The organism is Caballeronia glebae, from assembly GCF_001545035.1.
Taxonomy (GTDB): domain Bacteria; phylum Pseudomonadota; class Gammaproteobacteria; order Burkholderiales; family Burkholderiaceae; genus Caballeronia; species Caballeronia glebae.
In genome coordinates this window covers 1-17,217 of sequence record NZ_FCOJ02000004.1, presented here as the reverse complement: position 1 = coordinate 17,217, position 17,217 = coordinate 1, and the positions used below count along the sequence as shown (strand labels likewise).

Below are 17,217 nucleotides of genomic sequence, written 5' to 3'. Positions count from 1 at the left end.
GGGTGCGCCTTCAGCGCGCGCCCGTGGACACGCGATGCGCGTTACTTCGTGTAGTAAAAGTCCTTGACGTGCGACGCGTTATCTTTCGTGATTAGAATGCCGCGGGTCAACTGGCGCTCCGGCTCGCCCGTCTTGCCCGTGGTGATGTACTTGTTGAGAAGATCGACGCCGTGAATCGCGATGCCCTGTGCTTGCAGCATAGCGGTAGCCTTCAGCTTGCCGGCGAGAACCGAGTCGCGTTCGTCGTTGCTGCCGTCGATGCCCATCACCACGACATTCTTTTTGCCCGCTGAGTCGAGCGAGGCGATTGCGCCGAGCGCTACCGGGCCGTTGCCGCAGATCACGCCCTTGATGTTCGGATGCTCTTGCAGGATCGAATCCATCGCCTGCTTGCCGGGCAACAGCGCACCCTTTGCATCCTGACGCGCGACCATCTTGAGGTCCGGATACTGGTCGAGCACCTGATGGAACGCTTGCGAGCGCGTTACGCAGTTTTTGTCGGCGAGGTTGCAGGTCAGTTCCACGTATTCGCCTTTCTCGCCAATCGTTTCGACGAAGCGCTGCGCTATTTCCGTTCCCGCTTGCAGATTGTTATGACTCAACTGTGCGATCGCAATGCCGTCTTTGGGAATCTCGCGATTGATGAGAACCACGGGCACCTTCTTGTCGACAGCGGCTTTGACGGTTGCGACGCTGCTGTTGGAATCCGCGTTGTCGAGAATGATCCCCTTCACGCCCTTGCCGATGACCAGATTGACGAGCTCGTTCTGTTTGTTCACGTCCTCTCCGTGGGACAGGACGATGGTGTCATAGCCGAGCTTTTTAGCCTCGCTCTCCGCACCCTTGGCTTCCGCGGCGTAGTACGGGTTGTCAAGCGCGTTGACCAGAATGGCGATGGTGCCCTTACCAGCCGCGTTAGCGCTGCCCGGCAAAGCCGCCGCGAACGATACGGCCACCGCTGCTGCGACTGCAAGTTTCTTCCACATGTTTTTGTCTCCGGTTAATTGTGTTTCTTGAACGGCAACGACTCGGCGTCAGGCGATCGTGTAGCCCCCATCGATCATGATGTCGGCGCCCGTGATCATGTCTGCGCCGTTGGACAGCAGGAACAGGATTGCCGCGGCGATTTCATCGGTATAAGCGAAACGCCCGACGGGAATCAGTTTCTTCATGTTTTCGCCCTTTTCGCCTTCCCAGGCCGCGGCGCCCATCGGCGTCAAAACGACCGTCGGCGAAACGGTATTCACGGTGATGCCCCGCGGCGACCATTCCTTCGCGAGCACTTTCGTCATTCCGATGAGACCGGCTTTCGCCGATGTATAGGCGCAGTGTTGATCGATGGCGACGGTTGCGGCCTGCGATGCGATGTTGACGATCTTGCCGCCGTGCCCGCTCTCAAGCACGATCCGCGCGAAATGTTTGGAACACAGGAAAGGGCCGGTCAGATTGACGCCGATTTGCCGCTGCCACTCGTCGTAGCCGATGTCTTCGGCGGGCGTGAGAGTAATGCAACCAGCCGCGTTGACGAGGAGATGCAAGTCGCCGAAGTGCGCATGAGCCGCCTTAATCGCTTCCTCGACTTCACCTTCGTCAGCAACATCGCATGCGAAGGCTTGCGCGTTGTCCGCGCCAAGTTCCGCGATTGCCGCTTCAACGCGCGGCTCTTCGAAGCTCGGATAAAGGATTGCCACGCGAGCGCCTTTTTTGATCAGCGCGGCATTCGTTGCCATGGCAATGCCACCGAGCCCGCCGGTTACGATGGCGACTTTCCCGTCCAGGCGGAAATCAAAGTCGACGCCGTGGCGCAGCGACATGTCGTATTGAGTGCCCATCTGTCTTGTGTCTCCAGTGTGTCGGTTGCTCTTACTTCGCGTAACAGGCGCGCAAGGCGTTGGCGATGCCGGCTGCATCGATGCCGTAATGGCGGCGGATGCCCTTGCGGGTGCCGTATTTCGCGAACTCGCCTTCCGCGATGCCGAGCATCGTCAGCGGTCGAGCGATCTGTCGACGCGCCATTTGCACCGCGACCATCGCGCCGATACCGCCATGCAGCGAATGTTCTTCGACGGTGACAATTGCGTCGTGCTTCTCGATGATTGATGCAAGCGCGTCCTGATCGAGCGGACGCAGCGACGACAAATTCACGAGCGTGGAATTCGCGCCGCTTTCTTTCTGCACGGTCTCGCATGCCTCAAGCGCTTCGCCGACCACGGAGCCAAGCGCGAACACCGCGACTCTCGAACCTTCGATCAGCACATCCGGGCGGCCCGGCTGGAAACGGTACGAAGCGTCATGAACGACGGGGAATTTCGCGTTGTCGAGCCGAATGTAGACGGGGCCATCGAACGACGCGGCGTACTCCACCATTTGTGCGGCCTCCACTTCGTCGCAGGGCGCCAGAATCTGCACCGTGCCGAAGCCGCTCATGACCGAGATGTCGTCGATCGCGTGGTGCGTCGAAGCAAGCGGCCCATACGTGACACCCGCGTTGAGGCCGATCATCTTCACGTTCGTCGCGCTATAGCAGACGTCGTTCTTCACCTGTTCGTTAGCTCGACTAATCAGAAAGGGGGCGGCATTCGCCGTGAAGACGATATGCCCGCCGAGGGCGAGGCCTGCCGCCATGCCGACCATGTTCTGCTCGGCGATACCCACGTTGATGACGCGGTCGGGGTAGGCCTTGAGGAATGGCCCGATCTTCGAGGTCGATGTCGAGTCGGCCACCATCACCAGGATGTCGCGGCCTGCCGCGGTCAGTTGTCCGAGCGCGTTTACCACGCCGTCTCGCAAATCAGCGGACTCACGCATGATCCAGTTCCTTCAAGGCCTGCTTCAATTGATCTTCGTCGGGAAACTTGTGATGCCAGGCAGGTACGTTTTCCATGAAAGAAACACCGCGGCCCTTGATCGTATGGGCAATGATCGCCTTCGGCTTTCTATTCGCGTAGTCAATGCTTTCGATTAGTTTCCAAATTGCATCGACTTGGTTTCCATCGACATCATGCACTTCAAATCCGAAAGCATGGAACTTTTCATCGAGCGGGTCCATGTCCATGATGTTGTGCGTGAAGTCCGCCAGCTGGAGGCGGTTCCGATCGACGATCAGAACCAGATTTGACAGCTCGAAGTGAGCGGCGGCCATTGCTGCTTCCCAATTCGATCCCTCTTCCAGCTCGCCGTCGCCGGTAAGCACGAACACGCGGCCGGTTGACCCTTCGCTCTGTGCAGCGTGACGCTGCTTGGCCATTGCGAGGCCCGCCGCGATGGGCACGCCATGTCCGAGGCCGCCGGTGTTCACCGTGACCCAGGTCGGAAGCTTTTGCCGTACCGGGTGGCCCGGCAGGCGCGAATCATCCTTCAGATAGGTGAGCAGTTCTTCGTCTCTGAGCCAACCGAGTTCCGCGAAACAGGAATAGAGACCGCCTACGCCATGGCCTTTGCTCAAGATGAACTCGTCGTGCCACTTGACGCTTGAATCGGCCTGGACTTCGTAGCGAAGGACGTGGAAATAGAGCGCGGCCAGTATGTCCGCTTCAGACATGTCGCCGCCCGTATGACCGCTCTTGGCATTCGCATTCATTACACAGATCTTCTTGCGGATTTCCTGCGCATGTCGATGCAGGACGTCTCCCGATTGCCGGAAGGGGTTTTCCATCTCTTGCTCCTGAACTTCCTGTTGGCTTGATATCGAGTTTCTGTTACTTTCTACAGAAAGTCAAAGTGTTCCGGGAGAAAGAGGGAAAACACCTATTCGGCCCCCTCGCGGTCATATTCAGGCAAAATACGCATATTCGCGAACTTGGCGATAGCGCCTGAAAGAGAAAGCAAATGGATCAACGGACGAGAACGGAAAAGATCCTCGAAAGGGTGCAAGCCGCCAAGCTGATCAAGCTATCGGCGCTCTCGAGCGAGTTCGGCGTGTCGATGCCGACGATCAGAAAGGACATCGACGAATTGCAGCGGCACGGCCGCGTGGAGCGCGTTCACGGTAACGTGCGCCTGAAGGTAGCTTCTGGAGAACCTGCAAGGCGTCCGCACGATGTCAAAGTGCTACCGACTAGCCCAGAGAAAGCGCTGATTGGTCTCCGTGCAGCGAGCCTCATCGAGAACGGGGACTCGGTCATTCTCGATTGCGGCGCGACGACGACCGAACTCGCGAAGAATCTGCTTGATCGGCAAAACCTGCGCGTCGTCACGAACGCGCTGAATATTGCGATCCTTTTGGGCGCAGAACCCACCAATCGCGTGATGTTGACGGGCGGCGTCTTCAGGCCCGAAACGATGGCCGTCTCGGGTGAAAGAGCATCGACTTTCTTCGAAGGAATGTTCGCGGACAAGCTTTTCCTGGCCGCGGGCGGGGTATCAATCGAGTCGGGCATCTCTTACCCGGACTTCATCGACCTGCACGTCAAGCGGGCGATGATCGATGCCGCGAAGACGGTTTATCTACTGGCCGATTCGAAAAAATTCGGGAAGCGGGAGTTCGCTACTTTCGGTGCGATGGAAAGCATCCACTACCTGGTTACAGACGAGGGCCTCGGCAATGATTTCGCCGAATGGGTCGTCGGCAGCGGAATCCAGATCCTCTACGCCTGACGCTGTTGCCGGTGTTGCTTCGTTAAACGGTCCGAACGAGCGAACGAGGCCACCTCTCCCGCCTTAAGCACCAATCCCTTCCAGTTCGATATTTCTTCGGTGACCGCCAGAGTCTGGGCAGCGATGCACGCCCTTCGAGCAGGTACCGAAACCGCAAAACCGTCGTCTCGTCTGGAAGACGGGTCGTGCCTCCATCGAGGCTGCCCACAACTCCCGGCGGATGCATTCCCGCTTGGATATCTTCCTAGCAGATTCGAGGCGTTACTCGCTCAACAGACGGCTTAGTTTGCGGCGCAGAAGCTGCCCAGTTTCAGGGGTTCTCTCCATTCAACTGCACGACGCTTTCCGATCATTCGATCGAGCGAGACATACATATGTGATTGCGGCAAACGACAGCACGTCCGGCTGAACCTTTTCCGACCATCGAGACCAGACACATACACACGCATCTCGCCGCTAGCGTTTGACTTGAACTACGGCACCACGCTGTCGTCTTTCTCGCCTCCCGCAAACTCCCGTCCCTCACCGCTTGCAAGGCTCGCTCGAAGCGAACTCACGCGTCTTCCGAACGATTATCGAACTCGCGTTGCTATTACTTTTCAGAGACGACGACCGTGTTTGCTATGCGGTCATGAAGAGCTTGCCTGCGCGGATTGAACATGACCCAGACAAAACCCGCTCCGCAAATAGCGAATGTGAGCGCGTAGCCCATCGTGCGCAAGACGGCTTGTCTGCGGGTCATCGGCTCGTGACTGTCGGCATCCACAATCCGCAATCGCACGACACGCTTTCCTGGCGACGTGCCCCACACGGCCCACAAAACGCCAGTTATGAGTATTGGAATGCATTGGGCCACCATCAGCCACAGAACGAGCGTCGCAGCGAGCGCATCCGGCGACAGCGGGATTTCCTCGGCGGAAGGCCCCAGCGGGACAAAAAGAAGGATGACCGTCCACCAGATCGAATCGATGAACAAAGCGCGAGCGCGCTCGGAAAACGTAGCGAGGCGCATCGTGAGGACAAGACCATTTTGCGGAGGTTCGTACACCCGTCGCGCTTTACTCAGTGCGAGCGCGCACTTCGCGATTTCGCGCTTTTACGTTCTTACCGCGCGGTGACATCTTTAGCTTGGACGTCGATCGTCGCCGGGGTCGAAGTTGCACTGGAGACCGACGTCGAGGCCTCACCCACGCCGACGCCTTCCTTGAAAGACTTGATGGCGCCGCCCAGGTCGGAACCGACGCTACGCAGTTTCTTGGTGCCGAAAATAAGCGCCACGATTGCCAAAACGATGAGCCAATGCCCGATGCTGAGACTTCCCATATGACAGACCTCTAACGGAAAAAACGTTGAAACCAAGTGAGATACGCAATATTTACCCGATGCCATTACTCACATCCGGCGCGTATTCTGTCATAAAAATCAATGGTTTATATGACCCCGTTTCTAGCCTCGACGCCACAATTGACGAGCGCCTCAGAAATTATTACTTCGAAAATGCGTCGTCTGTCCCTGCCGGAACCCCACGGTCCGCGAGAAGCGTTGAAAGGCCGACAAAGAAATCGAGTAGGGGCCTAGATGCGGGCGATTCGTCCGTCATTGCGCGCATATTCCGACGTGTACGGCATCCGCGTCCGTGCTCGTAGTCGCCACCGACGAGGCGATCCATGACTTCGGTCCAGCAAGCCATCTTGAGGGCGGCACCGGTCAGGCCTTATTACATCGTCGGTCGAATCGATCAACCGAGCGCCCGGCTTACATCGATTCGTGCGGGGCAGCCGCGCGTGCGCCAACCTGATGCGGCCTCAGAAACAGGGCCGACGGCTTAATCCATCAGCCTCACAATCTGCTCCTCCAGGCAGTGAAGACCGGTCGTCGCAGGCTGCGCCTGTACGACGCCGAACATCTCGCTGCGGCTGGGCGACGGATCGACGAGGAAGTTTCTCGGATACGCGTTTTGCCGGTCCCAAGGGAGCATTGCCTCGGGCGGAACAACCTCGAAGGCACTCCCGATGGCGAGAAACAGATCGCACGCGCGCATCTCCGAGCGAATTCGATGGAGATTGATATAGGCAGGCGCCGCCTCTCCGAAGAATACGACGCCCGGTTTGACGCCTTCGTGGTTTCCGCAGATCGGGCACGCAACTGCCGGGTCGAAATACAGCCCTTCTTTCCCAAACGCGAGATCACACGCGGTACACAACAACGAGTTCAGATCGCCGTGAAGATGGATGACGGACGTAGCCCCGGCTTTCTCAAGCAGGTCATCGACGTTCTGGGTCAGCAGTTGAACCCGCTCGGCTCCCCACCTGTTCTGCCACTTCGCGAGAAGCTTGTGCGCGGCGTTCGGCTCGACGCCGTGCTTCTCGCGGATGCGATCGTTGTAGAACCGAAAGACAGCCTGACGGTTCTTACGCCATGTTTGGATATTGCAAACCTCGTCGACACTGTTGCGCGTCCAGATGCCGTCTCCTGTACGGAACGTAGAGAGACCGCTTTCGGCCGACAATCCCGCGCCGGAGAATACATAAAGCCTGGGCGTGTGGTTATCCATTTCTCGAATCATTTGCCTTCGCCGATTCTGTTAGTGGTCGAATCGGCTGCGAATGCGCATCTGCCGCGTCCGATTCAGCCGTGCGCCGCCGTATCGAAAAATTCGAGCCAGCGGCTCACGCGGCCGTCCTCGACTGTGAAGATATGAACCCATTCCGTCTCGAACGTTCTGCCCGTCGCCTTGACGACAGCAGCGACGAATCCGATGACGACGATACGGTCGCCGGCATCGATGAATTCGCGCGGTTCGAATCGTGTGATCTCCTCGGCATTGAGCAGGTCCGCGAAAAAGCGCTGAACATCCTCCCGCGTTCGACAGGTGGTCGCATAAGGCAGGGTTGATGGTCCAACGACTCGCCAATCGACGACGTCCTGGATGAGGTTCAGCACGCCAGGAACGTCGCCCCGTCCGAAAGCGGCATACGCTTCCTTGATCACGTCCATCGCATCAGGCATCTTAACCTCCGGGCCGCGGTCTCATGATCGAAGCGCGGCAACCAACACTTGATTTGCCGGCGCTTTTCCCCTCGGAATCATAGGAGTTGCCAAACCGCGAATCACGCTGCAGTGCGACGCATGGAACGATCGTCGAAGGCGACAAAGACCCGGTCGATACGAGAGTCCCGTGGCTGCCTGCAGGCATCACGCTCTTGCACCTCATTTGCTTCTGGACTCGTCATTCAACGCATGCAGCTTCCAGACTTTCCCGATCAGCCACTGGAACAACGAGTGACCTTGTTCCTGTTCGACAGGCATCGGAGTCGCGAGTTTGCCGAGCTTATCCTGCCGATACGCCAGAAGCTGACACATCTGCTTCGCGACCTCCGGATGGTCTTTGAGAAAGGACGTCATGTCGTCCTTGGCCAGTTGAAACAGAACCGATGGCGTGAGGGTCGAGATGGACACGTGCATCGAAAGCCCTGCGAGCAATCCCGCCTCCCCAAATGCTTCGCCCGGCCCAATGCGTGCGATCTCGCGCGTGCTTGCCGATTCGACGACCGAGACCGAAAGCACGCCAGAATGCACGATGGACAGGCTATCGGGCACGGTGTCGGGCGCCAGAATCTGATGATCCGGCTGATACTCATGTCGGGACAGGCGCTTCGCCAGCCGTGTCACGTCTTCGCTGGACAGGCTGTCGAACAAGCTCACGCGCCTCAATAACGCTTCCTTCTCGTCACGGGAAGTTAGAGCCGGCGCCGCCACGCCGAGCGCACGCAGCGCGACGCCGGCCGACGCGAGATGGCGATAGCACAGGTCGAAGAGTTCATTGGAAACGGCAAGCTTCTTGTTCATATCATCCACGAACGCGACCACTTCATACTGGACCGAGTTCGTGGTCGTGCGCTTCATGCGCGCGTAAGGGGCGGGCGTCGCAAGGATCACGTTGCAACCGGTGAGCGCACGCCCCAATGCGTCCAGCACCGTGTTCGGTCGCGCCTCGGATTCGATTTCGAGGACGAGCGATAGCCCGTGAACGTCTCCCGGCCTGCTGTTGTTGGTGATTTTCGCCTTCGCCGCGACAGCGTTCGGCACGATGAGCGTGTTTCCCTGCCCCGTCTGCAAGTGCGTCGCTCGCCAGTTCATCTCGACGACCTTGCCCTCGACGTCGTCGATCATCACCCAGTCGCCTATCGCATAAGGCTCAGTCGTGTTTATGACGATGCCCGCGAAGACGTCGCTGAGGGTGCTCTGAATAGCGAGGCCCAACACGATGGCAAGTGCGCCCGACGTCGCAACGAGTCCGCGCACGGGCAATTCGAGCACGAAGCCGAGGGCCGCCACCGCGGCCGCGAGAAAGACCACGGCACCGAATACGTCCGAGAAAAGCCGCTGCTTTCTCCAGGCACGCGGAAGCAGCAGCGTGTCAAGCGAGAGGGTGAGCAGGCGCGCACCCATCAACCACCAGATGATTTCGAGAACCTGCCCCGCCCAGTGCAATTCGACGACATCGGCGTACGGAGCCTGCGTGAACGGACTCAGCCCCGAGGAAAAAAGTACCCAGCTCAGCGCGAAAAAGAGCGCGAGCCGTATGAAGAGCCGAGCGAGGTCATTCTCGGGCAGTCTCCCACGCCACACGACTATGTCCACAGCGACAATACCGAAACCCACGATCAGGGGGTATTTCACGAGTGCTCCTCTCAAGGAACGACTTCGAGAGAATACACATTTGGCGGCAACGGCGCGCTCGCCACGGCGTATGCGCCAGTAACGACGGACGCCAGTCGTGTAGAAACGAAAATCGCGGGTCAAACAAACATGCACCGCGCGCCCCCGTTTCTCACGCTGAATTAACTGGTCTGCGAGGAAGGTGGCGACATCCCGGCGAGACTGCTCGGCGCGGGCACCGCCAGCTTCTCCGAATAAACGAAAGCGGCCAAGCTCTGCGGCGTCATTCGCGAGAACGACGCCGCAGATCACCGCCGTGTCGACAACGAGGCTGCTAGGCAGGTTTGATATTCGAGGCCTGTTTCCCCTTCGCTCCCATCTTGACGTCGAAGGTTACTCGCTGATTTTCCTGCAGCGATTTAAATCCCTCGGCTTTGATTTCGGAAAAGTGCGCGAAGAGGTCTTCCCCACCGTCATCCGGACTGATAAAGCCGAATCCCTTCGCATCATTGAACCACTTCACGGTGCCAGTTGCCATTTGTTACCTCGTCTCTGATTAGCGTCAAATCGCGCTTGCGGTGATAGCCCCGCACGTCACGAAGCGGTCGTTCTTGTGCGCTTCATCCGTGCGCGCCGCACTTCATCGTATGCAAGGAACGTGCAAACTCCAATCCGTTCGGGCAATTTGAAACTCGAAAGGCCAAATCTTCGACGCCGGGTTCCGGCTAACGGCTTTGCAGGGTTATTGGCTGCCCGCAGGCCCGATTACGGTCAGCGTGTTTTTGACCGCCGTCACGCCATTCGTGTGCGATGCCGCCTGTGTTGCCAGGTCCACCTCGGATTGCTCTGGAACGGAGCCTTGCAACATCACCAGCCCGTCCTTCACGCGTACGGTGATGCGCGTCGTGTTGAGGCCTTTCGTCCGAGTCAGCGAGCGGACCACGTCCTTACGCAGCGCGCGGTCGGCGACTTTGCCCTGTGCGCTCGATGCGGCAGCGCCCGCACTCGCAGAACTGCCGTCCTGGGCCCACACGTTCAAGGTCGCGGTGGCGACCAGCAACCCCGCAAAAATCGAGCCGATCCGTATTGCTTTCATCATTCCTTTTTCCCTGGTTGATTTGAATTTGCTTATGCATCCGCGAACCATTTCCGAGGCGGTTATCGCCGTCTTCATCACATATTCGGATAATTCGGCCCGCCGCCGCCTTCCGGCGTGACCCACACGATGTTCTGCGTCGGGTCCTTGATGTCGCAGGTTTTGCAATGCACGCAGTTTTGCGCGTTGATCTGCAGACGCTCTTGGCCGTCGTCGGACTTCACGAACTCGTACACGGCGGCCGGGCAGTAGCGGCTTTCCGGACCGGCATACGTGCGCAGATTGACATTCACCGGCACGCTCGGGTCCTTCAGCGTCAAATGCGCCGGCTGATTCTCTTCGTGGTTCGTGTTCGAGATGAACACGGACGAGAGACGATCGAACGTGAGCTTGCCATCGGGTTTCGGATAAACGATCGGCTTGCATTGCGACGCGGGCTTCAGCATCTCGTGATCCCAATGCTGATGATGCAGCGTCCACGGCACGTTGCCGCCCATCACCTTTTGTTCGAGGCCGACCATGAAGGTGCCGAGGTACAGGCCCTTGCTCATCCACTGCTTGAAGTTGCGCGCGCGATGCAGTTCGGTCTTGAGCCACGACGTATCGAAGGCTTCTGGATACGCCGTCAGTTCATCGTTCTGGCGACCCGATTGAACCGCTTCGAACGCGGCTTCGGCGGCCATCTTGCCCGACTTGATCGCCGCGTGACTGCCCTTGATGCGCGATGCGTTGAGAAAGCCTGCGTCATCGCCCGCGAGCGCGCCGCCGGGGAACGCGAGCTTCGGCAGCGACATCAGCCCGCCGGCCGTGATCGCGCGCGCGCCATAAGAAATGCGCTTGCCGCCTTCGAGGAACGCGCGGATCGACGGATGGGTCTTGTAGCGTTGAAACTCCTCGAACGGCGACAGATACGGATTCGAAAATCCGAGCCCGACGACGAAGCCCACCACCACTTGATTGTTATCCATGTGGTAAAGGAACGAGCCGCCGTAGGTATCCGATTCAAGCGGCCAGCCGGCGGTGTGAATCACGAGACCGGGTTTGTGCTTGGCCGGATCGATTTCCCACAATTCCTTGATGCCGATGCCGTACACCTGCGGATCGGCATTCTGGTTGAGCTTGAATCTGTCGATCAATTGACGCCCGAGATGCCCGCGCGCGCCTTCGCAGAAGAGCGTGTATTTCGCGTGCAATTCCATGCCGAGCTGGAAGTTTTCGGTCGGCGCGCCATCCTTGCCCACGCCCATGTTGCCGGTGACGACGCCGCGCACCGACCCGTCATCTGCGTACAACACTTCAGCAGCCGGAAAGCCCGGAAAAATCTCGACGCCGAGCGCCTCGGCCTGTTGCCCGAGCCAGCGCGTGACATTCGCCAGACTAATGACGTAATTGCCGTGATTTTTGAAGTTATCGGGAAGGAGCCAATTCGGGACCTGTTTTGCGCTGTCTTGCGAGAGGAACAGGAACCGGTCCTCGGTCACTTCGACGTCGAGCGGCGCGCCTTTTTCCTTCCAGTCGGGAATGAGTTCAGAGAGACCGCGCGGGTCCATGACCGCGCCCGACAGAATATGCGCGCCGATCTCGGAGCCTTTCTCCAGGACGCACACGCCGATCTCGACGCCTTTCTCCTCTGCCAATTGCTTCAACCGGATGGCCGCCGACAAACCGGCTGGTCCGCCGCCGACGATGACGACGTCGTATTCCATCGATTCGCGGGGACCGTATTGCTCGATGAGGCTCGCCGGGGTCATCAATGCTCCTATGTGCCGTTAGAATGCCCTTTCGGGATCGCGTATTTTCAGGGAAGGCGGAGCGGGCTGCAACCGAAGCTCGCCAATTTAGCACGATCGTACTATTATTCACGACACCCGCGCTATTGGTGTTGATGCTTACTGCCCTCATTCGCGCACGCACGCGCGTGCTTGCCAGGGGCTGAGCCAACCATAAAAAGGAAGCACAATGGGCCGTTCGATCAACCTGGAAGGCAAGGTCGCGCTGATCACAGGCGCGTCCAGTGGTCTGGGCAAGCGCTTCGCGCAAGTGCTGTCGCAGGCGGGCGCCAAAGTGGTGCTCGCAAGCCGGCGCACGGAGCGCCTGAAGGAACTGCGCGCCGAAATCGAGTCGTCGGGCGGCGCCGCGCACGTGGTTACGCTCGACGTGACCGATTACCAGAGCATCAAATCGGCGATCGCGCACGCGGAGACGGAAGCCGGTACCATCGACATCCTCGTTAATAACTCGGGCGTGTCGACCACGCAAAAACTGACGGACGTCACGCCCTCGGACTACGAATTCGTGTTCGGCACGAACGTGCGCGGCGCGTTTTTCGTAGCGCAAGAGGTCGCCAAGCGCATGATCATGCGCGGCAACAGCGCGGCCAAGCCAGGTTATCGCATCATTAACGTGGCGTCGGTGGCCGGCTTGCGCGTATTTCCGCAGATCGGTCTCTATTCGATGAGCAAGGCCGCCGTCGTGCAGATGACCCGTGCCATGGCGCTCGAATGGGGCCGCCACGGCATCAACGTCAACGCGATCTGCCCGGGTTATATCGACACCGAAATCAATCATCATCACTGGAAGACCGAGCAGGGGCAGAAGCTCATTTCGCTGCTGCCGCGCCGTCGCGTGGGCTCGCCCGAAGATCTCGACGGCCTGCTGCTGCTGCTGGCCGCCGACGAATCGCAGTTCATGAACGGCTCGGTCATTTCAGCGGACGACGGCTTCTCGCTTTGAACAGCGCCTTTCTTCTGACTGCAACCCATGACCACGCATACCGATTTTCACACCGTCTTCGAACTGTCCATGCCGATCCGCTGGGGCGACATGGACGCCTTCGGCCATGTCAATAACACCGTCTATTTCCGCTACATGGAGCAGGTGCGCATCTCGTGGTTCGAAGAGATCGGCCTCGTGGGCGGCAACGGCGAAGGGCAGGGGCCGGTGATCGTGAATGCGTCGATGGAGTTTCTGAAGCAGCTTCAGTATCCGGGCGACGTGATCGGCCGCATGTCCATCGGCAAGCCCGGCCGCAGCAGTCTCGATACGCGCTTCGAACTTTATCGCGCCGATGCGCCCGGCGTGCCGTACGCGCGCGGCGCGGCAAAGATCGTGTGGATCGATTACGCGGCGGGCAAATCGGTGCCGCTTCCGGAGCAGCTGCGGCAGATCGTCGAGACGGCCGCGCCCGTCACGCTATAAACGGGCATGTCAGGTGCCGAGCAGCCGCTGCAGCAGCTCGGTGGCATTGCCCGTGTCGTACTTTCTCATGAGCCGCGCGCGGTAGATATCGACCGTTCGCGGGCTGATTTCGAGCACGCGGCCGATCTGTTTGCTCGTCTTGCCCGTCACGAGTTGCGCGGCGATTTCCCGCTCGCGAGGCGTGAGTTCGATCGCGACCCGCCGCGTCGCGCTCAGATCCTCGAATGTCCAGACGCCCGCCGCATGCGGCGCGCCGCGGTCGAGCGCGCGGCCGGTCACGTGGCACCAGAACAGTTCCCCGTTCTTGCGCTTCATGATCCGGTCGTCGCTATACGTGCCTTCCTTGCTGATGTGCGCGGCGATGCGCTCGCCGATGCGCGCGAACTCGTCCGGCGACGGATACAGCACCTCGAACGACTTGCCGATGAGCGCCTCGCGCGCGGAGCCGAAGATCGCGCAAAGCTGCTCGTTGCAGTCTTCGATGGTGCGTTCGCGCGAAAGCACGAGGCCGACGGGCGCGAGATGAAACGCGGTTTGATAGTCCAGTGCACGCATGTGAAATCGGGGCGCGCGGCGCCTCTCGTTTCGCGGCGAAAAGCGCCGGGAACCAAACGCGCGCGGGCAATGACTTATGTATTTTTGCGTATTGTGCCGGATCGCCGGCCCAAAGTACTCTTGTGCCACGTCAAAAGGCCGCGCGACGCGTTCATAACAGCGCATCGGCGGCGTAAAAAAGCCGATTTTCAGTTGGTTTCAAACATGGAAGGGACACACAGATGAACAAGGTCTATCCCAGCGCGAAGGCCGCGCTTGAGGACGTCGTCAAGGACGGGCAGACGTTCGCCGTCGGCGGCTTCGGGCTGTGCGGCATTCCCGAAGCGCTCATCGCCGCGCTGCGCGACACGGGCGTGAAGGACATCACCTGCATCAGCAACAACGCGGGCGTTGACGGTTTCGGCCTCGGGCTGCTGCTGGAAACGCGCCAGATCAAGAAGATGATTTCGTCGTACGTCGGCGAAAACAAGGAATTCGAGCGGCAATATCTCGCCGGCGAACTCGAACTCGAATTCACGCCGCAGGGCACGCTCGCCGAGAAGCTGCGCGCGGGTGGCGCGGGCATCCCGGCGTTCTTCACGAACACGGGTTTCGGCACGGTGATCGCGGAGGGCAAGGAAACGCGCCAGTTCGGCGAGAACCATTACGTGCTCGAACATTCGCTCACCGCCGATGTCGCGCTCGTGAAAGCCTGGAAGGCCGACAAGTCCGGCAACCTGATCTATCGCCGCACGGCGCGCAACTTCAACCCGAACTGCGCGATGGCCGGCAAGATCACCGTGGTCGAAGTGGAAGAGATCGTCGAGACGGGCGAACTCGATCCGGACATGATTCACACGCCCGGCATCTTCGTGCAACGCCTCGTCCTGAATGCGCATCCGGAAAAGCGCATCGAACAACGTATCGTCCGCGCGAAAGGAGCGTAATCATGGCTTGGACTCGTGACCAGATGGCCGCGCGCGCGGCGCAGGAACTGCAGGACGGCTTCTATGTGAACCTGGGCATCGGCTTGCCGACGCTCGTCGCCAACCACGTGCCGGACGGCATGGAAGTGTGGCTGCAATCGGAAAACGGCTTGCTCGGCATCGGCCCGTCGCCATATGAAGACGAAGTCGACGCCGATCTCATCAACGCCGGCAAGCAGACCGTGACGACGCTGCCGGGCTCGTCGATCTTTTCGTCGGCGGATTCGTTCGCGATGATCCGCGGCGGCCACATCAACCTAGCGATCCTCGGGGCGATGCAGATCAGCAAGAAGGGCGATCTGGCCAACTGGATGATCCCCGGCAAGATGATCAAGGGCATGGGCGGCGCGATGGACTTGGTCGCCGGCGTGAAGCGCGTCGTCGTGCTGATGGAACACGTCGCGAAGGGCGACCAGCACAAGATCCTCGAAGAGTGCTCGCTGCCGCTGACGGGCGTGGGCGTCGTGGACCGCATCATCACGGACCTCGGCGTGATCGACGTCACCGACAATGGGCTCAAGGTTGTCGAACTGGCCGATGGCGTCACGGCCGAGGAAATCCAGAAGAAGACGGGCGCGCCGCTCGATGTCACGAGCGTGAAGTAATTTCGACGTGACATGAGCGCCGCTTCTCGGCGCGAGCGCGAAGCACGGGCGGGCGAAGCTTTCGAAGCTTCGCCCGCTTTGTTTTTGCGCGATCGGCCGCATTTGCGTGAGCGCGGGGGTCGGCCGTTCGGCCAACGTCCGCTCGATCGGCCGCGATGGGCTTTACAATCGTTTCGACACTTGCCACGAGGAAATTCTTCATGACCGCATCCATCGTCGTCGAAGCTGTGCATTCCGATCTGAGCGAGCCGCGTCAGCGCTTCGTGCAATGCGCGAGCCCGGCGGGTTTGCATCGCATCGCCTACACGGAGTGGGGCGATCCGGCGAATCCGCGCGTGCTGCTCTGCGTGCACGGGCTGACGCGCTCGGGCCGCGACTTCGACAAGCTCGCGCAAGCGTTCGCGCGCGACTATCGCGTGGTGTGCCCGGACGTCGTCGGACGCGGGCTGTCCGACTGGCTCGCCGATCCGCGCTACTACGGCGTGCCGCAATATGTCGCCGACATGGTCACGCTAATCGCGCGGCTGAACGTGGAGACGGTGGACTGGTTCGGCACGTCAATGGGCGGGCTCATCGGCATGGCGCTCGGCGGGCTGCCGAATACGCCGATCAGAAAGATGCTGCTCAACGATGTCGGGCCGCACATCGAGCCGATCGCGCTGCAGCGCATCGGCGACTATCTCGGCAGGCCGGCGCGCTTCGCATCGCTCGACGAAGGCGTGCGGCACGCGGCGGCGCTCGCGTCCTCGTTCGGGCCGCTGACCGACGAGGAGTGGGCGAGCATCAACACGCCGCTGCTGCGTGAGCGCGAAGGCGCGTGGGGCTTTCGCTACGATCCGGGCATCGCGACGCCGTTTACCTCGGCCACCGACGAGCAGAACGCGGCCGGCGAAGCGTTCCTTTGGCGCTCGCTTGCGTCGATCGAAACGCCGGTGCTCGTCGTGCGCGGGGAGACCTCGGATTTGCTGTCGCGCGAGACGGTCGCGCAAATGGTCGAGAAGGGGCAAGCCGTCACCAGCGCCGAGGTTCCGGGCGCGGGGCACGCGCCGGCTTTTCTTGTCGCGGATCAAATCGCCATCGCCAGGGGGTTCTTTCTCGGCGAGGGCCCCGGCGGGGCATAATATTGGGCTGAGCGTCCGTCGCTTGTGCCTGTTTTCTCACTATTCATCGATCAGGAACACACAATGGCAGTCATTCGTCATCACGTCGGCCCGCGCCTCTCCGAAATCGCGATCCACAACGGCACCGTGTATCTCGCCGGTCAGATCGCAGAGGACACGGACCAGGACATCACTGGTCAGACGCGCGAAGTGCTCGGCCACATCGACCGCTTGCTCGAAGAGGCGAACAGCGACAAATCGCAACTGCTCTCCGTGCAGATCTATATCTCCGACATGATTCATTTCCCCGGCATGAACGCCGTGTGGGACTCGTGGGTCGCCGAGGGCAACACGCCGCCGCGCGCGACGGTCGAATCGAAGCTTGCGAATCCGGCGTGTCTCGTAGAGATCGTCGTGATCGCCGCGCAACGCAGTTGATT

General features: G+C 60.0%; 20 protein-coding genes and 1 pseudogene. 7 read left to right on the top strand and 14 right to left on the bottom strand.

The genetic code is table 11. The annotated features are described in order from the left end of the window. Positions 1-41: 41 nt before the first annotated feature. The 4 genes from AWB82_RS03870 to AWB82_RS03855 are packed head-to-tail and all read right to left on the bottom strand — an operon-like array spanning position 42 to position 3,655. Positions 42-986 carry a D-ribose ABC transporter substrate-binding protein gene (locus AWB82_RS03870; protein ID WP_086965837.1) on the bottom strand — a complete coding sequence of 315 codons (945 nt, stop codon included), beginning with the start codon at positions 984-986 and terminating at the stop codon, positions 42-44. 48 nt (positions 987-1,034) lie between these two features. After that, positions 1,035-1,814 carry a GolD/DthD family dehydrogenase gene (locus AWB82_RS03865; protein WP_235023165.1) on the bottom strand — a complete coding sequence of 260 codons (780 nt, stop codon included), beginning with the start codon at positions 1,812-1,814 and terminating at the stop codon, positions 1,035-1,037. A 49-nt stretch (positions 1,815-1,863) separates the two neighbouring features. Then, positions 1,864-2,808 (bottom strand): transketolase family protein, encoded by a 945-nt coding sequence (locus AWB82_RS03860; RefSeq protein WP_086965835.1) that lies wholly within the window; start codon positions 2,806-2,808, stop codon positions 1,864-1,866. Continuing rightward, positions 2,801-3,655: a transketolase gene (locus AWB82_RS03855; protein ID WP_086965834.1), complete on the bottom strand. Its 855-nt coding sequence runs from the start codon at positions 3,653-3,655 to the stop codon at positions 2,801-2,803. The genes AWB82_RS03860 and AWB82_RS03855 overlap by 8 nt, the downstream gene beginning before the upstream one ends. A gap of 173 nt (positions 3,656-3,828) precedes the next feature. Between AWB82_RS03855 and AWB82_RS03850 the strand changes: the two genes are divergently transcribed. Further along, positions 3,829-4,596: a DeoR/GlpR family DNA-binding transcription regulator gene (locus tag AWB82_RS03850; protein WP_086965833.1), complete on the top strand. Its 768-nt coding sequence runs from the start codon at positions 3,829-3,831 to the stop codon at positions 4,594-4,596. A gap of 56 nt (positions 4,597-4,652) precedes the next feature. Here the strand turns inward: AWB82_RS03850 and AWB82_RS38190 are convergent. The 9 genes and pseudogenes from AWB82_RS38190 to AWB82_RS03810 all read right to left on the bottom strand — a co-directional run. Then, positions 4,653-4,795 (bottom strand): annotated as a pseudogene (locus AWB82_RS38190) (IS5/IS1182 family transposase); the annotation flags it as partial. A 393-nt stretch (positions 4,796-5,188) separates the two neighbouring features. Continuing rightward, positions 5,189-5,644, bottom strand: coding sequence for an RDD family protein (locus AWB82_RS03845; RefSeq protein ID WP_235023164.1), 456 nt, complete (start codon positions 5,642-5,644; stop codon positions 5,189-5,191). A 56-nt stretch (positions 5,645-5,700) separates the two neighbouring features. Further along, positions 5,701-5,919 carry a Sec-independent protein translocase subunit TatA gene (gene tatA / locus AWB82_RS03840; RefSeq protein ID WP_086965981.1) on the bottom strand — a complete coding sequence of 73 codons (219 nt, stop codon included), beginning with the start codon at positions 5,917-5,919 and terminating at the stop codon, positions 5,701-5,703. 502 nt (positions 5,920-6,421) lie between these two features. Then, a complete protein-coding gene (locus AWB82_RS03835) occupies positions 6,422-7,150 on the bottom strand; it encodes an SIR2 family NAD-dependent protein deacylase (RefSeq protein ID WP_235023163.1) in 729 nt (242 codons plus the stop codon). 74 nt (positions 7,151-7,224) lie between these two features. Next, positions 7,225-7,593: a nuclear transport factor 2 family protein gene (locus AWB82_RS03830; protein WP_235023177.1), complete on the bottom strand. Its 369-nt coding sequence runs from the start codon at positions 7,591-7,593 to the stop codon at positions 7,225-7,227. A 213-nt stretch (positions 7,594-7,806) separates the two neighbouring features. Then, positions 7,807-9,267 (bottom strand): mechanosensitive ion channel domain-containing protein, encoded by a 1,461-nt coding sequence (locus tag AWB82_RS03825; RefSeq protein WP_407642974.1) that lies wholly within the window; start codon positions 9,265-9,267, stop codon positions 7,807-7,809. Between the two features lie 325 nt (positions 9,268-9,592). After that, a complete protein-coding gene (locus AWB82_RS03820) occupies positions 9,593-9,796 on the bottom strand; it encodes a cold-shock protein (protein ID WP_086965828.1) in 204 nt (67 codons plus the stop codon). A gap of 204 nt (positions 9,797-10,000) precedes the next feature. Next, positions 10,001-10,432, bottom strand: a complete 432-nt coding sequence (locus AWB82_RS03815) for a BON domain-containing protein (protein WP_327344037.1) — start codon at positions 10,430-10,432, stop codon at positions 10,001-10,003. Beyond that, positions 10,432-12,105: an electron transfer flavoprotein-ubiquinone oxidoreductase gene (locus tag AWB82_RS03810; protein WP_086965827.1), complete on the bottom strand. Its 1,674-nt coding sequence runs from the start codon at positions 12,103-12,105 to the stop codon at positions 10,432-10,434. The genes AWB82_RS03815 and AWB82_RS03810 overlap by 1 nt, the downstream gene beginning before the upstream one ends. Positions 12,106-12,313: 208 nt before the next feature. Here AWB82_RS03810 and AWB82_RS03805 point away from each other — a divergent pair, with 208 nt between their 5' ends. Together AWB82_RS03805 and AWB82_RS03800 are read left to right on the top strand one after the other, a co-directional pair. Further along, entirely contained in the window at positions 12,314-13,087 is a 774-nt protein-coding gene (locus AWB82_RS03805; RefSeq protein WP_086965826.1) for an SDR family oxidoreductase, read from the top strand. A gap of 27 nt (positions 13,088-13,114) precedes the next feature. Continuing rightward, the gene (locus tag AWB82_RS03800; protein WP_086965825.1) at positions 13,115-13,552 is read left to right on the top strand and encodes an acyl-CoA thioesterase; all 438 of its coding nucleotides are present in this window, start codon (positions 13,115-13,117) and stop codon (positions 13,550-13,552) included. 9 nt (positions 13,553-13,561) lie between these two features. Here the strand turns inward: AWB82_RS03800 and AWB82_RS03795 are convergent, their stop codons facing one another. Next, positions 13,562-14,107 carry a LuxR C-terminal-related transcriptional regulator gene (locus AWB82_RS03795; RefSeq protein WP_086965824.1) on the bottom strand — a complete coding sequence of 182 codons (546 nt, stop codon included), beginning with the start codon at positions 14,105-14,107 and terminating at the stop codon, positions 13,562-13,564. A 221-nt stretch (positions 14,108-14,328) separates the two neighbouring features. Here AWB82_RS03795 and AWB82_RS03790 point away from each other — a divergent pair, with 221 nt between their 5' ends. From AWB82_RS03790 to AWB82_RS03775, 4 genes are all read left to right on the top strand, one after another. Then, a complete protein-coding gene (locus AWB82_RS03790) occupies positions 14,329-15,033 on the top strand; it encodes a CoA transferase subunit A (protein ID WP_086965823.1) in 705 nt (234 codons plus the stop codon). 2 nt (positions 15,034-15,035) lie between these two features. Then, a complete protein-coding gene (locus AWB82_RS03785; protein WP_086965822.1) occupies positions 15,036-15,677 on the top strand; it encodes a CoA transferase subunit B in 642 nt (213 codons plus the stop codon). Between the two features lie 200 nt (positions 15,678-15,877). Further along, complete coding sequence (locus AWB82_RS03780) at positions 15,878-16,798, top strand: alpha/beta fold hydrolase (protein ID WP_086965821.1); 921 nt, start codon at positions 15,878-15,880, stop codon at positions 16,796-16,798. Between the two features lie 63 nt (positions 16,799-16,861). Then, complete coding sequence (locus tag AWB82_RS03775; RefSeq protein ID WP_086965820.1) at positions 16,862-17,215, top strand: RidA family protein; 354 nt, start codon at positions 16,862-16,864, stop codon at positions 17,213-17,215. Positions 17,216-17,217 lie beyond the last annotated feature (2 nt).

What these genes read in the sequence shown, in the direction of transcription:
- AWB82_RS03870 (WP_086965837.1), bottom strand. Translation starts at nt 986, where the DNA reads ATGTGGAAGAAACTTGCAGTCGCAGCAGCGGTGGCCGTATCGTTCGCG.
- AWB82_RS03865 (WP_235023165.1), bottom strand. Translation starts at nt 1,814, where the DNA reads ATGTCGCTGCGCCACGGCGTCGACTTTGATTTCCGCCTGGACGGGAAA.
- AWB82_RS03860 (WP_086965835.1), bottom strand. Translation starts at nt 2,808, where the DNA reads ATGCGTGAGTCCGCTGATTTGCGAGACGGCGTGGTAAACGCGCTCGGA.
- AWB82_RS03855 (WP_086965834.1), bottom strand. Translation starts at nt 3,655, where the DNA reads ATGGAAAACCCCTTCCGGCAATCGGGAGACGTCCTGCATCGACATGCG.
- AWB82_RS03850 (WP_086965833.1), top strand. Translation starts at nt 3,829, where the DNA reads ATGGATCAACGGACGAGAACGGAAAAGATCCTCGAAAGGGTGCAAGCC.
- tatA (WP_086965981.1), bottom strand. Translation starts at nt 5,919, where the DNA reads ATGGGAAGTCTCAGCATCGGGCATTGGCTCATCGTTTTGGCAATCGTG.
- AWB82_RS03835 (WP_235023163.1), bottom strand. Translation starts at nt 7,150, where the DNA reads ATGGATAACCACACGCCCAGGCTTTATGTATTCTCCGGCGCGGGATTG.
- AWB82_RS03830 (WP_235023177.1), bottom strand. Translation starts at nt 7,593, where the DNA reads ATGGACGTGATCAAGGAAGCGTATGCCGCTTTCGGACGGGGCGACGTT.
- AWB82_RS03820 (WP_086965828.1), bottom strand. Translation starts at nt 9,796, where the DNA reads ATGGCAACTGGCACCGTGAAGTGGTTCAATGATGCGAAGGGATTCGGC.
- AWB82_RS03815 (WP_327344037.1), bottom strand. Translation starts at nt 10,432, where the DNA reads ATGAAGACGGCGATAACCGCCTCGGAAATGGTTCGCGGATGCATAAGC.
- AWB82_RS03810 (WP_086965827.1), bottom strand. Translation starts at nt 12,105, where the DNA reads ATGACCCCGGCGAGCCTCATCGAGCAATACGGTCCCCGCGAATCGATG.
- AWB82_RS03805 (WP_086965826.1), top strand. Translation starts at nt 12,314, where the DNA reads ATGGGCCGTTCGATCAACCTGGAAGGCAAGGTCGCGCTGATCACAGGC.
- AWB82_RS03800 (WP_086965825.1), top strand. Translation starts at nt 13,115, where the DNA reads ATGACCACGCATACCGATTTTCACACCGTCTTCGAACTGTCCATGCCG.
- AWB82_RS03795 (WP_086965824.1), bottom strand. Translation starts at nt 14,107, where the DNA reads ATGCGTGCACTGGACTATCAAACCGCGTTTCATCTCGCGCCCGTCGGC.
- AWB82_RS03790 (WP_086965823.1), top strand. Translation starts at nt 14,329, where the DNA reads ATGAACAAGGTCTATCCCAGCGCGAAGGCCGCGCTTGAGGACGTCGTC.
- AWB82_RS03785 (WP_086965822.1), top strand. Translation starts at nt 15,036, where the DNA reads ATGGCTTGGACTCGTGACCAGATGGCCGCGCGCGCGGCGCAGGAACTG.
- AWB82_RS03780 (WP_086965821.1), top strand. Translation starts at nt 15,878, where the DNA reads ATGACCGCATCCATCGTCGTCGAAGCTGTGCATTCCGATCTGAGCGAG.
- AWB82_RS03775 (WP_086965820.1), top strand. Translation starts at nt 16,862, where the DNA reads ATGGCAGTCATTCGTCATCACGTCGGCCCGCGCCTCTCCGAAATCGCG.